The sequence below is a fragment of the Streptomyces sp. R11 genome (assembly GCF_041051905.1).
GTDB lineage: Bacteria > Actinomycetota > Actinomycetes > Streptomycetales > Streptomycetaceae > Streptomyces.
Genome location: NZ_CP163432.1, coordinates 9,473,026 through 9,488,908, shown reverse-complemented (window position 1 = coordinate 9,488,908; position 15,883 = coordinate 9,473,026). Strand labels below are relative to the sequence as shown.

At 66.0% G+C, this 15,883-nt stretch carries 14 protein-coding genes and 3 pseudogenes; 12 read left to right on the top strand and 5 right to left on the bottom strand.

Annotated features, from left to right (window positions below):
- Positions 1-53: 53 nt before the first annotated feature.
- Entirely contained in the window at positions 54-248 is a 195-nt protein-coding gene (locus AB5J55_RS43760; protein WP_369275925.1) for a hypothetical protein, read from the bottom strand.
- A 466-nt stretch (positions 249-714) separates the two neighbouring features.
- Here AB5J55_RS43760 and AB5J55_RS43755 point away from each other — a divergent pair, with 466 nt between their 5' ends.
- The 8 genes from AB5J55_RS43755 (at position 715) to AB5J55_RS43720 (ending at position 7,916) form a co-directional block, all read left to right on the top strand.
- Entirely contained in the window at positions 715-2,028 is a 1,314-nt protein-coding gene (locus AB5J55_RS43755) for a bifunctional 3,4-dihydroxy-2-butanone-4-phosphate synthase/GTP cyclohydrolase II (RefSeq protein ID WP_369275924.1), read from the top strand.
- A 62-nt stretch (positions 2,029-2,090) separates the two neighbouring features.
- On the top strand, positions 2,091-2,531 hold the full coding sequence (locus tag AB5J55_RS43750; protein ID WP_369275923.1) for a riboflavin kinase: 441 nt from the start codon (positions 2,091-2,093) through the stop codon (positions 2,529-2,531).
- Positions 2,506-3,057 (top strand): flavin reductase family protein, encoded by a 552-nt coding sequence (locus AB5J55_RS43745; protein ID WP_369275922.1) that lies wholly within the window; start codon positions 2,506-2,508, stop codon positions 3,055-3,057. Before AB5J55_RS43750 ends, AB5J55_RS43745 begins: the two co-directional genes overlap by 26 nt.
- Positions 3,058-3,114: 57 nt before the next feature.
- Positions 3,115-3,804: a 5,6-dimethylbenzimidazole synthase gene (bluB, locus tag AB5J55_RS43740; RefSeq protein ID WP_369275921.1), complete on the top strand. Its 690-nt coding sequence runs from the start codon at positions 3,115-3,117 to the stop codon at positions 3,802-3,804.
- Between the two features lie 287 nt (positions 3,805-4,091).
- Entirely contained in the window at positions 4,092-4,688 is a 597-nt protein-coding gene (locus tag AB5J55_RS43735) for a riboflavin synthase (protein ID WP_369275920.1), read from the top strand.
- Positions 4,689-4,699: 11 nt separating this feature from the next.
- The gene (gene ribH / locus AB5J55_RS43730) at positions 4,700-5,194 is read left to right on the top strand and encodes a 6,7-dimethyl-8-ribityllumazine synthase (RefSeq protein WP_369275919.1); all 495 of its coding nucleotides are present in this window, start codon (positions 4,700-4,702) and stop codon (positions 5,192-5,194) included.
- Positions 5,195-5,573: 379 nt separating this feature from the next.
- Complete coding sequence (locus tag AB5J55_RS43725) at positions 5,574-6,350, top strand: DUF6192 family protein (RefSeq protein WP_369275918.1); 777 nt, start codon at positions 5,574-5,576, stop codon at positions 6,348-6,350.
- A 1,026-nt stretch (positions 6,351-7,376) separates the two neighbouring features.
- Positions 7,377-7,916, top strand: coding sequence for an ATP-binding protein (locus tag AB5J55_RS43720; protein WP_369276480.1), 540 nt, complete (start codon positions 7,377-7,379; stop codon positions 7,914-7,916).
- A gap of 139 nt (positions 7,917-8,055) precedes the next feature.
- On the opposite strand, the gene AB5J55_RS43715 is transcribed toward AB5J55_RS43720, so the two are convergent.
- A complete protein-coding gene (locus AB5J55_RS43715) occupies positions 8,056-9,090 on the bottom strand; it encodes a radical SAM protein (RefSeq protein WP_369275917.1) in 1,035 nt (344 codons plus the stop codon).
- Between the two features lie 651 nt (positions 9,091-9,741).
- Here AB5J55_RS43715 and lanL point away from each other — a divergent pair.
- Entirely contained in the window at positions 9,742-12,507 is a 2,766-nt protein-coding gene (gene lanL, locus AB5J55_RS43710; RefSeq protein ID WP_369275916.1) for a class IV lanthionine synthetase LanL, read from the top strand.
- Positions 12,504-12,653, top strand: coding sequence for a hypothetical protein (locus AB5J55_RS43705; protein WP_369275915.1), 150 nt, complete (start codon positions 12,504-12,506; stop codon positions 12,651-12,653). Before lanL ends, AB5J55_RS43705 begins: the two co-directional genes overlap by 4 nt.
- A gap of 297 nt (positions 12,654-12,950) precedes the next feature.
- On the opposite strand, the gene AB5J55_RS43700 is transcribed toward AB5J55_RS43705, so the two are convergent.
- Both AB5J55_RS43700 and AB5J55_RS43695 read right to left on the bottom strand, forming a co-directional pair.
- Positions 12,951-13,499 (bottom strand): RICIN domain-containing protein, encoded by a 549-nt coding sequence (locus tag AB5J55_RS43700; RefSeq protein WP_369275914.1) that lies wholly within the window; start codon positions 13,497-13,499, stop codon positions 12,951-12,953.
- Positions 13,500-13,650: 151 nt separating this feature from the next.
- A pseudogene (locus AB5J55_RS43695) lies at positions 13,651-14,434 on the bottom strand (transposase family protein); the annotation flags it as partial.
- Between AB5J55_RS43695 and AB5J55_RS43690 the strand changes: the two are divergent.
- Positions 14,369-14,794, top strand: a pseudogene (locus AB5J55_RS43690) (transposase); the annotation flags it as partial. The pseudogenes AB5J55_RS43695 and AB5J55_RS43690 sit on opposite strands and share 66 nt — an antisense overlap.
- Positions 14,795-14,892: 98 nt before the next feature.
- A pseudogene (locus AB5J55_RS43685) lies at positions 14,893-15,036 on the top strand (IS5/IS1182 family transposase); the annotation flags it as partial.
- A gap of 541 nt (positions 15,037-15,577) precedes the next feature.
- Here the strand turns inward: AB5J55_RS43685 and AB5J55_RS43680 are convergent.
- Positions 15,578-15,874, bottom strand: a complete 297-nt coding sequence (locus AB5J55_RS43680; protein ID WP_369275913.1) for a hypothetical protein — start codon at positions 15,872-15,874, stop codon at positions 15,578-15,580.
- Positions 15,875-15,883 lie beyond the last annotated feature (9 nt).

Below are 15,883 nucleotides of genomic sequence, written 5' to 3'. Positions count from 1 at the left end.
GCGCGGCGGTCTGCTGGTGTGACAGCAGTTCAGCGATGGCTTGCAGATGCCGTTCATGTGCTCGCGGCGGCCGAGGTGGCGGGCAATGTCCGCCAGTTCTTCAGGTGTGCGGTGCCGTGCTCGACGCGGATGCGCCGGGAGGAGTGCGCCTTGCGCTGGAGTTCGTGTCGCTCCTTCGTACCAGGCGAGCGGGTCTTCTTGAACGGCGTGCGGTGGTGTGACGACCCAGCACGTATGAGTGGTGCCATGACGCAGACTCACCAGTGTGGCCACCATCCGGTCGACGAAGACGAGCTTGTGCTTCTCCCCGGCTCCTACAGCCGTAGCGGCAGCCGCGCCGTCAGCCGAGCCTGTGCTGCTCGTGCCACAACGGCCCACCTCAGCGACGGGTTCAGTGATCGCATCCGGCGGCAGCCCAGTGACCTGGTACTCCGTCACGATCAACTCACGCGCCCCAGCCCTCATCACGCACAGTTCAGCCACCTGTGGGCCGAGCCACGACCAAGCGTGCACGAGGCCCTTAGGAGGCGCCCGCTCCCCAAGCTCGGGACCCTGACAGGAGAACCGATCCGACCCACCTGCTCGTATAGCCGGAAAATCAGGAGTATTCGGGCTTATCCATAGACTCCGTCGCGGTGTGGCGCCGGCAAGAATTGGGTCTTCGTCGGCATGCACCAGCCCTGAACCTGCTGTACCCAGAGAGGCCCAAGTCCCATGTCTGATACCACCGCTGGCTTCTCCTTTGACACGGTCGAGCAGGCACTGAAGGACCTCACCGATGGAAAGCCAGTGGTGGTCGTCGACGATGCCGACCGGGAGAATGAGGGGGACCTGATCATTGCCGCCGAGGCGGCCACCCCCGAGGCGCTGGCCTTCATCATCCGATACACCAGTGGGGTGATCTGCGTGGCCCTGCCCGGGTCCGATCTGGACCGGCTACGGATCCCGCCGATGGTGGCACGCAACGAGGACCCCAAAGGCACCGCGTTCACCGTGTCAGTCGACCTGCGCCAGGGCGTGACCACCGGCATTTCGGCCCATGACCGGGCGCTGACCATACGCGCCCTGGTGGATCCCGAGGCCACCGCAGACCATTTCGCCCGGCCTGGACATATTTTCCCCCTGCGCGCACGGGATGCAGGAGTGCTGGAACGTCCCGGTCACACGGAGGCAGCCGTGGACCTGACCCGGCTGTGCGGCCTGCGGCCCGGGGGTGCACTCTGCGAGATCGTGAACGACGACGGCACCATGGCCCGGCTGCCCGAACTGGTGCCCTTCGCCCGCCAGCACGGGCTATCGCTGATCAGCATCGAGGACCTGATCGCCTACCGCCGCCACCACGAACTGGGCGTCCAGCGCGTCGCGACAACCCGCATGCCGACCGCCAGCGGAGAATTCACCGCCATCGGATACCTCTCACCCGCCGACGGATGCGAACACATCGCCCTGGTCATGGGCGACATCAGCGACGGTCAGGATACCCTGGTCCGGGTCCACTCCGAGTGCCTCACCGGCGACGCACTGTCCTCCCTGCGCTGTGACTGCGGCACCCAACTGCGGTCGGCCATGGCGACCGTCGCTGCCGAAGGGCGGGGAGTGGTGCTTTATCTGGGCGGCCACGAGGGCCGGGGCATCGGGCTGGCCTCGAAGCTGCAGGCATACCAACTGCAGGATGACGGACACGACACCATCGACGCCAACCTTGCCCTGGGACTGCCCGCCGACGCCCGCGACTACCTGACCGCAGCCCAGATCCTGGCCGACCTCGGCGTGACCGGCGTCCGGCTGCTGACCAACAACCCGGCCAAACACCAGGGCCTGGAACAGCAGGGCGTACAGATCCTGGGCCAGGTCCCCCTGGTCTCGGAACCTACTCCGGACAACCTTCGCTACCTGCTGACCAAACGGGATCGCATGGGACACCTTCTGGGGCCCCTGCATCCCCGGTCCCCCGTCGAGGACCTTGAAGCACCAATGGAGCAGCACCTCAACCAAGCCGCCGCCTCCATCGTGCCGAGCGAGAACTGATGAATGGCCCGCATGGGCACCCCGACCAGGGCGCGGCGTCCACAGCAAGGACTTTCACTGGTATGCCCCAGGTGGAGGGGGTGGTGGTCCCCGGTGACCGGCGCGGCCGCCAGCTCGGTTTCCCCACCGCGAACGTTTCCCCCGACCCCGGCTGCCGCTTGCCGCCTGATGGCGTGTATGCCGGCTGGCTCCAGGTCACCGGACGGCCGCCCCTGCCCGCCGCCATCTCGGTAGGAGCCAACACCACCTTCGACCAGACCGACCGGCGACTGGAAGCGCACGTGCTGGACCATGAGGAACTGGATCTCTATGGCGCCAGGGTCCGCGTCACGTTCACCACCCGACTCCGGGCAATGCGGCGCTTCACCAACACCCAGCAGCTCATCACCTGCCTACACCAGGACATCGCTCACGTCCGCACGCTGCTCCAGACGCCCCTCGCTGGCGATCCTTTGAACGATAGCCAGGAACGGCCCTATGGACACATCAAACGCATTCCGTGACCTGATGGCAACCATATGTACCCCCGTTGCTGTGGCCACCAGCATGAGCGGCGCCCGCCCCCATGGGACCACCATCAGTGCCTTTGCCTCGCTGTCCCTTCACCCGCCGCTAGTAACAATGGCCTTGGACGGGCACTCCCACCTGCTCCGGATGCTCCGTAGCACCAAGCGCTTCGGGATCAACGTACTGGCATGGCATCAAGAAGCCCTCGCCACAGCCTTCGCTCAACCAGGGCACATCAGATTCGACACGGTGGCCTGGAGCACCGACCACGGGCTGCCCCGGATCGACGGCTGTTCCAGCTGGATGACCTGCGAGGTCCAGCGACTGATCCCAGGCGGTGACCACGTCATCGCTATCGGAGGAGTCACTCACGCCACCTACACCTCAGCCCCACCGCTCATCTACCACAACCGGACCTTTGGAACTCACTCACGCTTCACCGAACCGGCCACCCTTCCGCGCACGCACGTACACCAGCCAGCGACCCAGCACACCCACTACACAGCGCCAAGGTATGAGTGACCCGGCCACCCCGGCTGGCCCAGTCCGCACCCCAGAAACTTCAGCGAGGCAACCCCCATGAGTGAAAGGCCCAGCGCCGCACACACCCCCCCCGCACCCGCACCTGGAGGTCAGGTTCCCTACTTCACAGAGGACTTCCACCGCGATTTCCACACCCTGCTGCGGTGGCGTCGTGACGTCCGCCACTTCGACCCAGCGCCCATCAGTGATTCCCTCGTCGACACGGTCCTGGACGCCGCCTGCTTGGCGCCCAGCGTCGGCAATGCCCAGCCATGGCGCCTCGTCTCCGTCGACGACCCCACCAACCGCAAGGCGATCGCCGAAAACTTCGCCCAGGCCAACGCCAGGGCCCTGGGCGGCTACTCCGGGGAACGGGCCCGCCGATACGCCACTCTCAAACTGGCCGGACTGCAGGAGGCCCCGCGTCACTTCGCTGTCTTCTGCGACAGCGAAACCCCGCAGGGGCACGGACTGGGCCGGGGCACCATGCCCGAAATGCTGCAATACTCTGCTGTCCTAGCTGTTCACACCTTCTGGCTGGCTGCCCGGACTCACGGCATTGGCGTCGGATGGGTGTCCATCCTCGATCCACAGGCCGTCATCGAACAACTCACCGTCCCTCGCACCTGGAAACTCGTCGCCTACCTCTGCGTGGGCCGCCCCCAGTTCGATTCCGACACCCCCGAGCTTGAACGACTGGGTTGGCAGGCCAGGGATGCGGTGTGCCGTCAGATCCTCCAGCGATAGCGCGCGCACTCGCATGTACTGACACAGCCACTCATTGATGACCGTGACAACAAGGGCCGGCCGCCACGGCACAACGAGCTCATCACCTCTCGTGGACAAGCCGAGGAGCCTCCTGGGGGCGCCTTGACTGCGCGCTCAACCGCGTGCCGAACAACTGCACCCGCCTGCCGCCTTCGGCGACGCGAGAATCACCCCCACCACCGGTGCGCCGTGGCTCGACATCGCCGAGACCGAACGCACCAGCCCCCTGCAAATGACGTGATGCTCGAGCTGTGAGGAGAACTGACGTGTTCACCGGAATCATCGACGAACTAGGCGATGTAGTCGCCATCGAGGACCTGGGCGACGCCGCCCGCTTCCGGCTGCGCGGTCCACTCGTCACCGAAGGCGCAAAGCATGGCGACTCCATCGCCGTCAACGGGGTGTGCCTGACCGTGGTGGAAACCGCCGACGGCGAATTCACCGCCGACGTAATGGCCGAGACCCTCAAGCGCTCCAGCCTCGGGGCGCTGCGAGCCGGCGGCAAGGTCAACCTCGAGCGCCCCATGGCACTGGGCAGCCGCTTCGGCGGCCACCTCGTCCAGGGACACGTGGACGGCACCGGCACGGTCATCACCCGTGCCCCCACGGAGCACTGGGATATCGTGCGGATTTCGCTGCCCGCGAAGCTGTCCAGCTATGTGGTGGAGAAGGGCTCCATCACCGTCGATGGCATCAGCCTCACCGTCGTCGAAACAGGCCCCGGCTCATTCACCGTCAGCCTGATCCCGACCACCCTCGCCCTGACCACCCTCGGCCTCAAACAGCCCGGCGAGCTCGTGAACCTTGAGGTCGATGTCATCGCCAAGTACGTCCAGCACCAACAGGACGGCACCACCCGCTAAGGAGGAAGCCCATGAGCGGTATAGGCGCGCCCGAGCTGTCCGCGAGGAATTGCGGCGACCTGCGCGTGGCCGTGATCGCGGCCCAGTGGCACGAGCCGGTGATGAATGGGCTGGTCGACGGCGCACTGCGCGCGCTGCGAGACCTGGGCATCGACGAACCCACCGTGCTGGCGGTCCCCGGCAGCTTCGAGCTTCCGGCCGCCGCCAAGGCCATGGCCAGCCTCGGCTACGACGCGATCGTCGCCCTCGGCGTCGTCATCCGCGGCGGTACACCGCACTTTGACTACATCTGCCAGGGCGTCACCCAGGGCCTGACCCAGGTCGCGGTTGACACCTCAGTGCCTGTCGCGTTCGGCGTGCTGACCTGCGACACCGAGGAACAGGCGCTAGACCGTGCCGGTCTACCCGGCTCTACCGAGGATAAGGGACACCAGGCCGCCACCGCCGCCGTCGCCACCGCAACCGTCCTACGGTCAGTCACGACAGCTGCAGCTCTCGATCGTTGATGCGTTCATGCAGGTCACAGCGACGTCCCCCATGACTCAAGTCTCGCCGGATAGCGAACCGTACGAGGGCTACAGGCAGTTCATCCTGCTTGCTGGCCAGGGTTCCTCAGCCGCCGCCGGGATTCCTGGCCGCCCCTTTCGCTCGTCCGGTGACCGTATGGACAGGGACGGGGATACTCCGGCTGCCGCTTGATCGTGGTCATGGACGATGACAACGGCCCTCAGCTGTGCCGTGGGTGCGGCGGTCCGCTGATGCCGGCGGCGAAGGCGACCGCGGTACTCTGTCCGTCAACCTGCCGGTCACGGCACTGACAGCGGATGCGGCGGGCGCGAGCAAGCCTCGAGCGGTAAAGGCCGGTGTGACGGCCAGCTGCCCGGAATGCGGGACGTCCTGGGCGGTCGGGGTCGATTGTCCCGTCTCGACAGCGTAGTGCTCTCCTCGCTGCCGCAAATGGGCTGCACCAAGCGACGCAACGTGACAGCGCCGGGTGTGAGGCCGCATCATCCGGAGGTCCTGGGGTTGCTCCGCACCCCAGCCGTGCACTCCTCCGTTGACGGAGGCTACGAAGTGACGGGCTGCCAAGGCGAGTTAGCGGCAGGGCAGGCGCCGCGCCCCGGCCCGCGGGGGTGGGTTGTCCGGATGCCCGAGATGGCAGCGAGGCCGGGAACGCTACGACGAAGTGGTCAAGCTCGGACGGGGCTGGGGCGCCACCATGAGCCGGCGTCCAGTGAAGATCGGCGATGCCGCCTTGGAGATCGAGCCGATGCGCTCGCGCGGGGGTGCGAGTCCGGCCGGGAAGGACGACCTGTTCACGGCCAGCGATGCCATCCGGTCGTTTGGCCGAGGACCATGGGGCTGTCGTACTCCACGGTCCGCGACTACCGGTTGGAGGGCGCCTCCCGCTGGCCGAAGGAGCGTCGGCGGACAGATGTCTCGCGCGATCCAGGTGATCCTGGCCAGGATCCGGATCCCGCAGAGCGGTCCGAGGCGGTGAACGACCTCCCGCCCAACCCGCGAGGCGGACCGACCCGCTGGACGCACGACCGCCACAAACGCCTGGTGGGCTGGAAGGTCGACTCCCCGGGAGAAGATCCAGGAGAAAGCGGAGGCCATCCACGACCTGGCCAACGACGACACGGATCGCCGCGGCCGTGAGATACCGACCTCCTGTGCGCCGTACACGGTCGCCTCGAGGGCACGGCGGACGACACCGCCCGACACGCCGTGAACGAGGCTCAGTTCGACCGGTTCCGCCCAGCAGGCCCAGTTCGTACACGAGAAAGACGAACAATTCCAGAAGCTGCTTAAGGGCTCAGGTGAGGTGGCGATGGGGCAGGGCCCCCCTCTCGCTCACGTTCGCGCCCAAGCGGTCCTCAGCGCCTTGCAGGCCCTCCCGGACCTGACCATCGTTCAGCTCAGGCCCTTTACTGCGTCGCCAACTTCATCGCCGGGATCCTCCTTCCGCACCAGAACACCCCCCGACACCCCTATATCCGCACGGTCATGGCACAGATAGGCGCGATCGAGTCCACCCTCCAACTGCTGGCAACCTGGAGTGACGCAGAGCAGGAGAGTAAGACAACAGGCCGCGATCGCACAGCAGTTGGCTCCTGATCCCCAGCAGCGGCCCGGAACCCGTGATCCTGCCGCACCGAGACGATCCCGGACCCTCGCGGCAGCGGTCTGAAGATTCCTCCCGGCCGTTCGGCCGCCAGCCCGCTCGACACCAACCCGAACGCCCCACAGGAGCATCACCATGCTTCATGGCGCCGACACCTGCGGAAAGGGGATGTGACACATCTTCCTCTGAGGCCTGTCTACCTTTCAGCGGGCAATCGATCCTTCGTCCTAGTTGCACAGCCTCCGATTGCCCATCGCTGGGAACCGTGTCGCCCCCTTCCATTGCCACCTCCACCGGTCCCTCACCAACAGCTCACCGCGTGGCGTTAGCCGTTCCAAGACGAAGTGCCAAGAATTGCTCCGGTTTCGCAGTCTTGACGGTGTGGCGTGCTAGGACCACGTTTCACGCCACTCAACGACGGTGAGGGAAACCGAGCCTGGGGCTTTCAAGGGCGGCCTCGAACCGCAACCCATGGCGGCCACGTACAGCGAGTCAGGAACAGGCAAGGCTACTCAGCCAGAAACGGGGCTTTACCCAAACAACTTCGGAATGCGGATGTGATGGCCATGTGCGGCAGTACCGGCGAACGCCTCCTCGACGGCTCCTCCAGCGCGGCTGCGGCAGGACAGCGCACCGACAGCGAGTGTGGCCGGACCAGAGCTCTGGCCGTGCCCCCGCCCCAACCCTCTCAGGCAGAGGGGAGTACCTGGACGTTGGAGCACAGGCCGGAGGCGGCTGGCCACGCCCGGCAGATCGTCCACTCAACGCTTGAGGGCTGGAGAGTCTTCGGTGAAGAGGCTCAAGCGGTGCTGCTAGTGGTCTCCGAGCTGGTGGCCAACGCAATCCAGCATGCCCATCCACCGCTGACGCTGCATCTCTACCGTGAAAGGGTCGGACAACGCCTGTGGGTGGGGATCACCGACGGCGGCCCCGCCAGCCCTGCCCCCAGGGCCTTTGCCGGCCAAGACGACGAACATGGCCGCGGACTGCACATCATCGACGCATTGACTACGGCGCATGGCACCCACCCCCACGGTGAGGGCGCCACCCACTGGGCCCGCATGCCCGCAACCTCGGTGCCTGATGGACAAGCAGCGTAATCGACTGCACTGGTTGCCGGTCAGTGCTTTGGGCCAGGCTGCTTTCAGTCGGCTGCCGGGCCAACAGCTTCCAAAAGGGGAAGGATTGGGCACTACGCGGCAGCTCGCCTGCGTGGACCGCATGCGATCGATGGCCGGATCATGAGGCGGGGCGTGCTGTGAAGTCTGGGCGGCGGTCGATACGGTCACGGACTTCCTGACTGCCGAAGTGGCGATCGATGCGCCGCGCAGCCTGAGCCCACGCCTGCATGGTGTAGGCGCCGGACAGCGCTCGTGTGACAACGGGATGACTCCAGCGGGCAACTGCCCTGCGCCACAGCTCTGCGGGATCGTCCGTCAGGAGGCTGCCAACCGTGCCCTCGTAGATCGGCATGGCCCGCACCGCGCCATCCGGCTCGATCTGCATTCCGGCCATCACCGCGCCGCGTTCAATCTGGTCGGGACGCATTTGCAGCACGCGGTTGTCTGTCGTGCTCAGGCGCACCGAGGCCGGTACCAAGTCACGCAGTCGGCCTCTGAAGCCGGGATCGCTCAGCAGGCGTTCCTGCGCATCGGATAGCAACTCGCTGGCGGCGAAGCCAGGTCTGCTAGCAAGTCCGGACGGAACCGCCGCACCGACATGGAGGAACGCCAAGTGCGGAAAGCGCGGAACGAACTCACTGCACATCCGCTCTAGTTGCTCAAAGTTGCTACGCACGGCTACCCAGTCGATCCCGAACCTCCAGGGCGCCGTCTCTTCGGCACAGCGGGCTGCTTCGTCCAGCACCGCCAGAGCCTTCTCTGCACGCTCGAACGAACCAGCCCGTCCACGGATGCGGTCATGAACCAGCGCCGTGGCCCCGTCGATGCTCACATGAATCCGTGAGAAATTCCGGACTAGTGCCGGGATGTGAGAGGCGCGCAACGTCCACCCACTGGTATAGACACTCAGTGCGATGCCCGCGTCGGCGATCCGCGCGGCAGCATCAAGCATGCCCGGGACTAGCAGCGGCTCCCCGCCGGCCATAGCGACCTCCTCGGGGCCTAGCGAAACGATCGCGTCCGCGACCCGCTCCAGATCTCCCCTATCCAACTGCCGCTTCGGTCGGCGGCCGGACTCCGAGTAGCAGTGGCTGCAGCGCAGTGGGCAGGCATAAGTGATGTCCCAAACAACAACCGAGGGACGGGAACGCATGGGCATACAGAACCCCGAAGTCGCATGTGGTCTCTAGTCGGACTCACGGTGGAAACGGACAGTGCTGACGGGCTTCGGCCAGATGCGGCCGTGACCGCCCCTACTTTCAATACGACTGAAACTGGCCTTCAGGCTCTCGCCACAGGACATGCATAAAGAGAAGCCCGGAGGGGACCACAGTCCGCCCGCGCGTGCCGTTGGCCATAGCCGACCGAACGTCCTGCCTCAGCAGCGGCCCGGTCAGATCGACGGCGGAAGCCATGGCTGATCATCTCCCCGCTCCGCGCCCCGGAGAGTGACGCCCGACGATGGCCGCGTCACACCGGCAGGGAGCGAAAGCGTCGCGGCCCATGGCACCGGGACGGATCGCCGTGATCGCCGCTGGTTCTGTACTCGGACTCAGGGTGATCCGTCTGCCCCGCCATAGCCGTACAGTCACGCGACCCTACACAAAATGCGCGTCACGGTATGTACCATGGAATACACCACCGACTTCTCCCTCCTCAGTGTCCATGAGCTGACGATTCCTTGTCTGGCACGGTCGGGATCGTGCCCGCTCCCTTCGAGTGTGACTTCCGGAAGTCTCATACAGGAGGGCGTCTGGACCTGCCCCGTCGACGCCGCTGCCCTGGCCCGAGCCTGGGTGGCACCGTGACGCAGGACAGGGTGCTGATCGACTGCGTCGACTCACTGCTACAGCAGCCGGACGCGGGCAACTGGCACGTCCATGCAGACACCCGGTGGTGCCATGTGCGGCCGGCCGAGTCGCAGCTTCGGACTCAGGGATGGAAGCTGCATGTGTCAGCCACTCCCCTGTCCGCCCCGTGGGTCCTACTGCGGGCAGCGCGGGTGCTGATACGGCATCAGTGTGCATTCAAATTCGCACCCACCATCGATCGAATTGAGCAGCTCGTCAGCCCTCGATGCAACCGTGGCAGTGGCGGCAAATTCCTGACCGCCTACCCCGACAACGAGGACGGCCTGCTGCGTGTCGCTGGAGAGCTCCACGAAGCAACACAGGGTCTGCCGGGCCCAGGCATCTTGTCAGACCGGCCCTACCGGCCGGGAAGCCTGGTGCACTACCGGTTCGGGGCCTTCCTCGGGGTGCGGGTCCTCGGCAACGACGGCAAGTACGAGGCGATGCTCCAGGCTCCAGACGGGAGTCTGGCAGTGGACCAGCGCCTGGCGTGGTTCTCCCCGCCGCGGTGGGCGCCGCCCGATCCGTTCATTGTGGACACTGTGTCCCAGGACGGCCCGGTGCAATCCGACATTCCGGGGCCGCGTCTGCTGGATGGCCGGTACCTGGTGCAAAGCGCTGTCCGCCACGCCTACAAGGGTGGGGTCTTCCATGCGACCGACCAACACAGTGGAGAGGCGGTCATTATCAAGCAGGCCCGCCCGCACGTGGGGTCCATGCTGAGCGGCAACGATGTCCGCGACGCGCTGCGCCACGAGTGGGAGATGCTACGGCTCTTCGCTCCCAGCGGCTTGACACCTCTGCCTCGGCGTCTGTTCGAGCAGCGGGGCGAGCTTTTTCTGGTCCAGCAGCGCCTGCCCGGAATCACCCTGCGGAGCTGGGCAGAGCAAAACATCACCTTCTCGGACACCTGGGGTGTGGGCACGCAGAGGGCCACTCGACTCGCCCGGTCGCTGCTCGATCTTGTCGAGCTGTGCCATGGACAGGGTCTTGTACTGCGCGACTTCAATCCCAACAACGTCTTGGTCGGCCCGGATGACTCGCTTCGGTTGATCGATCTGGAACTGCTGGCCGTACCTGGCCGCCAGGTCGTCAATCTGGCCACACTGGGATACGCCGCCCCGGAGCAGCTGACCGGAGAGCGCACCGGACCAGCCCCGGCGCAGAGCGCCGACCTGTTCGGCCTGGGCGCCACTGTCTTCCACCTCGTCAGCGGCGTTGACCCCGTGCTTGCCCCGGACATCCCGCAGGGCCGCAAATACCGCGACCGCCTGCGTCCCTGGCTCGACCTGATCGCACAGCACAACCCGGCTGCCCACCGGTTGGCACCCCTGATCGCCGCTCTGATGGACGACGTGCCTGCCCGGCGGCCGAGTCTGAACCAGTTGCGCGCCTTCCTCGAGGACGGAAACCCCCAGCATGTAGAGCCTCCCGAGACTCCACCTGCCCCGCCGCCGATACGCGAAGCGATCTCCTCCCGCCTGCTCAGCGACGGGCTGCATTACCTAATCACCAGTATGGATCCCGCTGACGACCAGATGCTGTGGCCCACCGACAAGGCCTCCGACGGCTTCGATCCGCTGAACGTGCAGCAGGGAGCAGCCGGAGTGCTGGTAGTCCTGATCCGAGCACTGCGCCATCAGCCCAGTCCTCTGCTCCGGCAGGCTGTGGCGTCGGTAGCCGACTGGGTACACGCCCAGCTGTTCCGGGAACCGCGAGTGCTACCAGGGCTGTACTTCGGCCGGGCAGGGACCGCATGGGCGTTGCTGGAGGCGGGCCTCGTTCTGCGAGACGAGCGCTTGACCGGTGCGGCAACGGAACTCGCCCTGCGCCTGCCCACCCGCTGGCCCAACTCCGACATCTGCCACGGCACCGCTGGCGCGGGACTGACCCAGCTCCGCCTGTGGGAGGCCACCGGGGACGAGGTATTCCTACGCCGAGCGGCCGACGCCGCAGCCACCGTCATGAGCACAGCACACCACGTCGAGGGGACGGTGACCTGGCCCATACCCGAAGACTTCGCCTCCCAGCTGGCAGGTGCGGAGCACTACGGCTACGCCCACGGGACCGCCGGGGTCGGCATGTTCCTACTCGCCGCCGGCCGGGTACTGGGCGACCCGGACTGCCTTCAGCTCGCCGGCACAGCCGCGCGCACTCTTGTCGCAGCCGCCCAAGTGCACAACGGAGCCGCCTACTGGCCGGGCGACCCACACATTCACCGCCCGCTGACCCACTGGTGCAACGGCTCCTCCGGCGTGGGCACTTTCCTGCTGCGGATGTGGCAGGAGACGGGCAACCCATCGCTTCTGCACTTCGCCGAACAGGCCGCCACGGCCGTCCACCACTCCCGTTGGCGCGTCCGCTCGACCGCCCAGTGTCACGGCCTGTCCGGGGACGCAGAGTTCCTCCTGGACCTGTGCGACGCGACCGGGCAGCAGCAGTACCGGGCCTGGGCGGAGGATCTGCTGGCCTGTATGCAGGCCAGACACGCTCTGCGCGACGGCCGCATGATCCTTATCGGCGCGGCGAACCACGCCATCCCGGTCGGCTACGGCACCGGACTCGCCGGCGTCGTCGCCTTCCTCCAGCGGCTGCTCGACCACGGCCCCCGAATGTGGCTGCCTAACGCGCTCATCCAGCCCCCCGCAGAACTCGCTCAGCACGAGCGAGTCGACTGCGGGAATCCGCCCGATCCCAGCAGAAGGGAAACCCGATCATGAACACTTCCACAGACTGGCTGCAGAGGCTGCCAGAGACCGATCCGCCAACCTACGATGCCAGCGAGTTTCCCACCACGCAGGTCAGCGACTTCGAAGGCGGTCCGTGCGGTGCCCCCGGCACCGGCGGATATCGTGAAGCGGCCTGAGGCCTAAGGCCACCAAAGCTCTCGTGCCACCGCGGTGTCTGGTGGTGGACGACGAATCGTCCACCACCAGACGCACCATGCCTTTGCGGCGGCCGCGTGTGGTCAGCTCGGGGCGCGGCGCACGGAGAGCCCTCGTGCGGGCCTTGGCGAAGTCGAGCTATAGTCATCACAGGCTTGATGCCCACTGCCGTCTCGCTCTGATCAGGCGGCAGCGTCGGCTTGCCGCCGTCTCGCCAATGATCCCCCAAGGCCGTCGCTCTCGGCGTCGGGACTGGCAGAGCATGCGAGTCTCGCGCGTCAGGCTGCAGAGAAGCGGAATTGTTGCGTGGAAGCGCCGCTCTTCTTCCGCTGTACGAACTTGACCTCGTCTGCGTTGCTCGTCGTTTCCAGGGTAACGGTCAAGCCGCTCCATTTGTTCGTAAGGTAGGCATAGTCCAGATTGCCCGGGTCTCGAGAATAGGACCAGCGCTGACTCGTGGTGTTGTCGCAAGGGCGTGACACGATCCGAGCCTCTTCAGACTTCGAATCGCCTTCAATGTCAACGCATCCTCCCCACCAGGAATCGTCAACGAGGCTGAAATAGCCGTCGTCGAAGTAACGGAACTTGAACTTCTGGTTCCCATGCCCCTGGTAGGCCGTCTGCCACACCGGAGCGGACCACTCGGGGTACCACGGACCCAGGGACATGGCCTTGTCGCTGCTGCGGAGAAGCCACTTGTTGAAGACGGTGCCGTCAACCGGCCCGTCGGCATGAGCCGGTGCTACCTGGAGCGCGAGTGCAGCGGCCGTGGCTACAGCCAGCATGTGACTCAGAGCCAGCTTTCGCCGAATGCGATGGGTGAACATGCGGATTCCTTCCCTTCTTGGCGGGGGCATTGAGGCCTCCTCCAGCAGTACCCAGGCGGCAAGCGCACCGGGTCGCAGTGGGCGTACAAGCACGCCCAACTTCGGTACGTCTGTGGGCTCCACAGCGGTTCGCGCAGTAGCTCGAGGTGTCAAGGCGGTCGCGGCGGTGGGTCCAGTGCGTCAGTTGCTTCCAGCGTTTGTGGTCGGCGAGGGCGTGTTCGACGGTGATGCGGTCGGAGGAGTGCCGGTTGCGGTCGCGTTCCCACTGCTGGACTCTGACGGGCAGTGCTCCCCGGACGCCGGTCTTCTTGGCGGGGTGATTGCTTGCCCACGGTGGTCGCGGCTCAGGCCGAGGTAGCCGTCGTCCAGGAGGATCTCGACGTCGGGTAAGTGCTGGAAGCAGACGGCGATGCCTTCCTTGCGGGCGGCCGTGGCATCGTGCATACGACCGAGCCGCAGGGTGTCGGTCCATAACGTGCGGCCCTGCCAGTCGGCGATGACGGTGGCAGGCATCCAGCCGCAGCTCGATGCCTTCGGCCTGGGCGTAGGCGAACACGTCGGCCAGCGTCCGTAATCGCAGGCCGGGGCGGCCGGGGACCGCGCACCCCCGCTCCGCAAGGAGCACACGTATCTCTGCGATCGCGCGGGTGATGGTGGAGCGGTCGACGCCGAAGAGCAGCCCCAGTACCGAGTGCAGCGGGTCGTGCCGCAGATGGATCAGCGTGACCACCAGTCGGTCCACGGAAGACCAGCTGTGGGCGGGCGCCGGCTCCCGCGGCCCGCATCTTGGTCCCACCTCGTGCAGCATGGCGACGACCCTCGACCCCGGCCTGCCACGGCACTGCCAGCTCCTCGACGAGGGTCGCGAGATGACCCCGCGAGATCCCAGTGAACAGCTGATGCGCCAGCACCGCCCGATTGACCGTGATGGCCACAGGCAGATCACGCCACCGGCCAAACACGACGCCTCACCCGCTATCACGCGCGAACTCGATAGGGATGATTTCGTGACGGCAGGTGCTGGCGGTTCGTTACCGGGCGTGAGCGTGGGTCGTCCCTATCGCAGTGATGTGTCTGAGGCCCGGTGTGCTCTGATCGAGCCAGTCTTCACCACCTGGCGGGCGAGACGGACCGGGCCCGGCGCTGCGGCCCGGGTGCACGAACTGCGAGAGATCGTCAACGCGGTCCTCTACGTCAACCGGACCAGGATTCCGTGGGAGTACCTGCCGCACGACTTCCCGCCATGCAAGACCGTCTACGACTACGACGCGAACTGGGAAGCCGACGGCACGACCCAGCAGGTCCACGACCTCTTACGCGACAAGACCCGTCGCGCGCACGGCCGCAGTGTGGAGCCCACCGTGGCCGTGATTGCCAGCCGTCGCCGGCCGTCGGCAGCCCCCGCCGACGGCCGGACGCCCTCCTGGCCGACTGCGGCCACGACACGTACCGCCGCCTCTGGCAACGCGGGATCCACCCGGTGATTGCGGAGCGAGGCCAGCCCCACGGAACCGGCCTGGGCATCTTCCGCTACGTCGGTGCCTTGGTTGATGTAGTTCACCTGCCCTGCCGGCCTACCGGGGGCTTGAACCACCAACCACTGCTGCATCGGTGATCCGTTCGCAGTCGAGTAGGTGAGGCTGCCCCCGGCGCCTCTAGTTCCGTTCACCCACGGTCTGACTTCTCGAACAGACCCCGCCCCTGGTAGCAACCAGGATGCGAGAGCGAATCATGATCGGAAGGTGGATAAATCCAGCCGCCGTCTCGAGCCGGGATGGACGAGAAGTCCGAGCCGGTTGCAGGCTCATAGTCGTGTTCCTGCCTGCAGGCACATCGGGGAAATCCCTACAGGCATCATTCGGCTGGTGAGCCCGACGCAGGGCTGACGCCCTGGCAGTCATCTGCTGGGACGAGCTTCTGCATCGAGCTGAGCGGTCAGCTCGGGTGCGGTGACTGCTCGGAGAACCCGCAGAAGGCATCTCCCAGGCGCCGCCCTACTCTCCGCGACGGAAAGCGTCTAAGAAGACGATCAGCTCCCTCGTGGAGATCAGGATTATTTTCACCACCGGCGTGTTGCCCTATGCCCCTTGCGCAGGCTCGGGCTTGAGGCCCGCGAAGTCGCACTGAGCCATTGCGGCTACTGCGCGGGTGATGTCCTCGCGTGTCACCCGCGGGACGACGACCAGGTTCGTCTCGGTGAAATAGCCGTCTGACTCCACCTCTGCGGCGACGTCTTGTCCTAGGCGGACAGGATCGTAGATGGTGAGGTCGTAGACGGCTAGGGGAGAGACCACTTGCACTCCCACCAGACAGCCCTTCGCCTCCGTCTCGAGTTCGTATCCTGTCAGGTAATCAGGGAACCTCACTTCGTACACACACATCAC

Bases quoted from the DNA above. Each gene is read 5' to 3' on its own strand.
- AB5J55_RS43720 (WP_369276480.1), top strand. From the start codon at position 7,377: ATGGCCATGTGCGGCAGTACCGGCGAACGCCTCCTCGACGGCTCCTCC.
- AB5J55_RS43700 (WP_369275914.1), bottom strand. From the start codon at position 13,499: ATGTTCACCCATCGCATTCGGCGAAAGCTGGCTCTGAGTCACATGCTG.
- AB5J55_RS43755 (WP_369275924.1), top strand. From the start codon at position 715: ATGTCTGATACCACCGCTGGCTTCTCCTTTGACACGGTCGAGCAGGCA.
- AB5J55_RS43745 (WP_369275922.1), top strand. From the start codon at position 2,506: ATGGACACATCAAACGCATTCCGTGACCTGATGGCAACCATATGTACC.
- AB5J55_RS43715 (WP_369275917.1), bottom strand. From the start codon at position 9,090: ATGCGTTCCCGTCCCTCGGTTGTTGTTTGGGACATCACTTATGCCTGC.
- AB5J55_RS43705 (WP_369275915.1), top strand. From the start codon at position 12,504: ATGAACACTTCCACAGACTGGCTGCAGAGGCTGCCAGAGACCGATCCG.
- AB5J55_RS43760 (WP_369275925.1), bottom strand. From the start codon at position 248: ATGGCACCACTCATACGTGCTGGGTCGTCACACCACCGCACGCCGTTC.
- AB5J55_RS43750 (WP_369275923.1), top strand. From the start codon at position 2,091: ATGCCCCAGGTGGAGGGGGTGGTGGTCCCCGGTGACCGGCGCGGCCGC.
- bluB (WP_369275921.1), top strand. From the start codon at position 3,115: ATGAGTGAAAGGCCCAGCGCCGCACACACCCCCCCCGCACCCGCACCT.
- AB5J55_RS43725 (WP_369275918.1), top strand. From the start codon at position 5,574: ATGCGGGACGTCCTGGGCGGTCGGGGTCGATTGTCCCGTCTCGACAGC.
- ribH (WP_369275919.1), top strand. From the start codon at position 4,700: ATGAGCGGTATAGGCGCGCCCGAGCTGTCCGCGAGGAATTGCGGCGAC.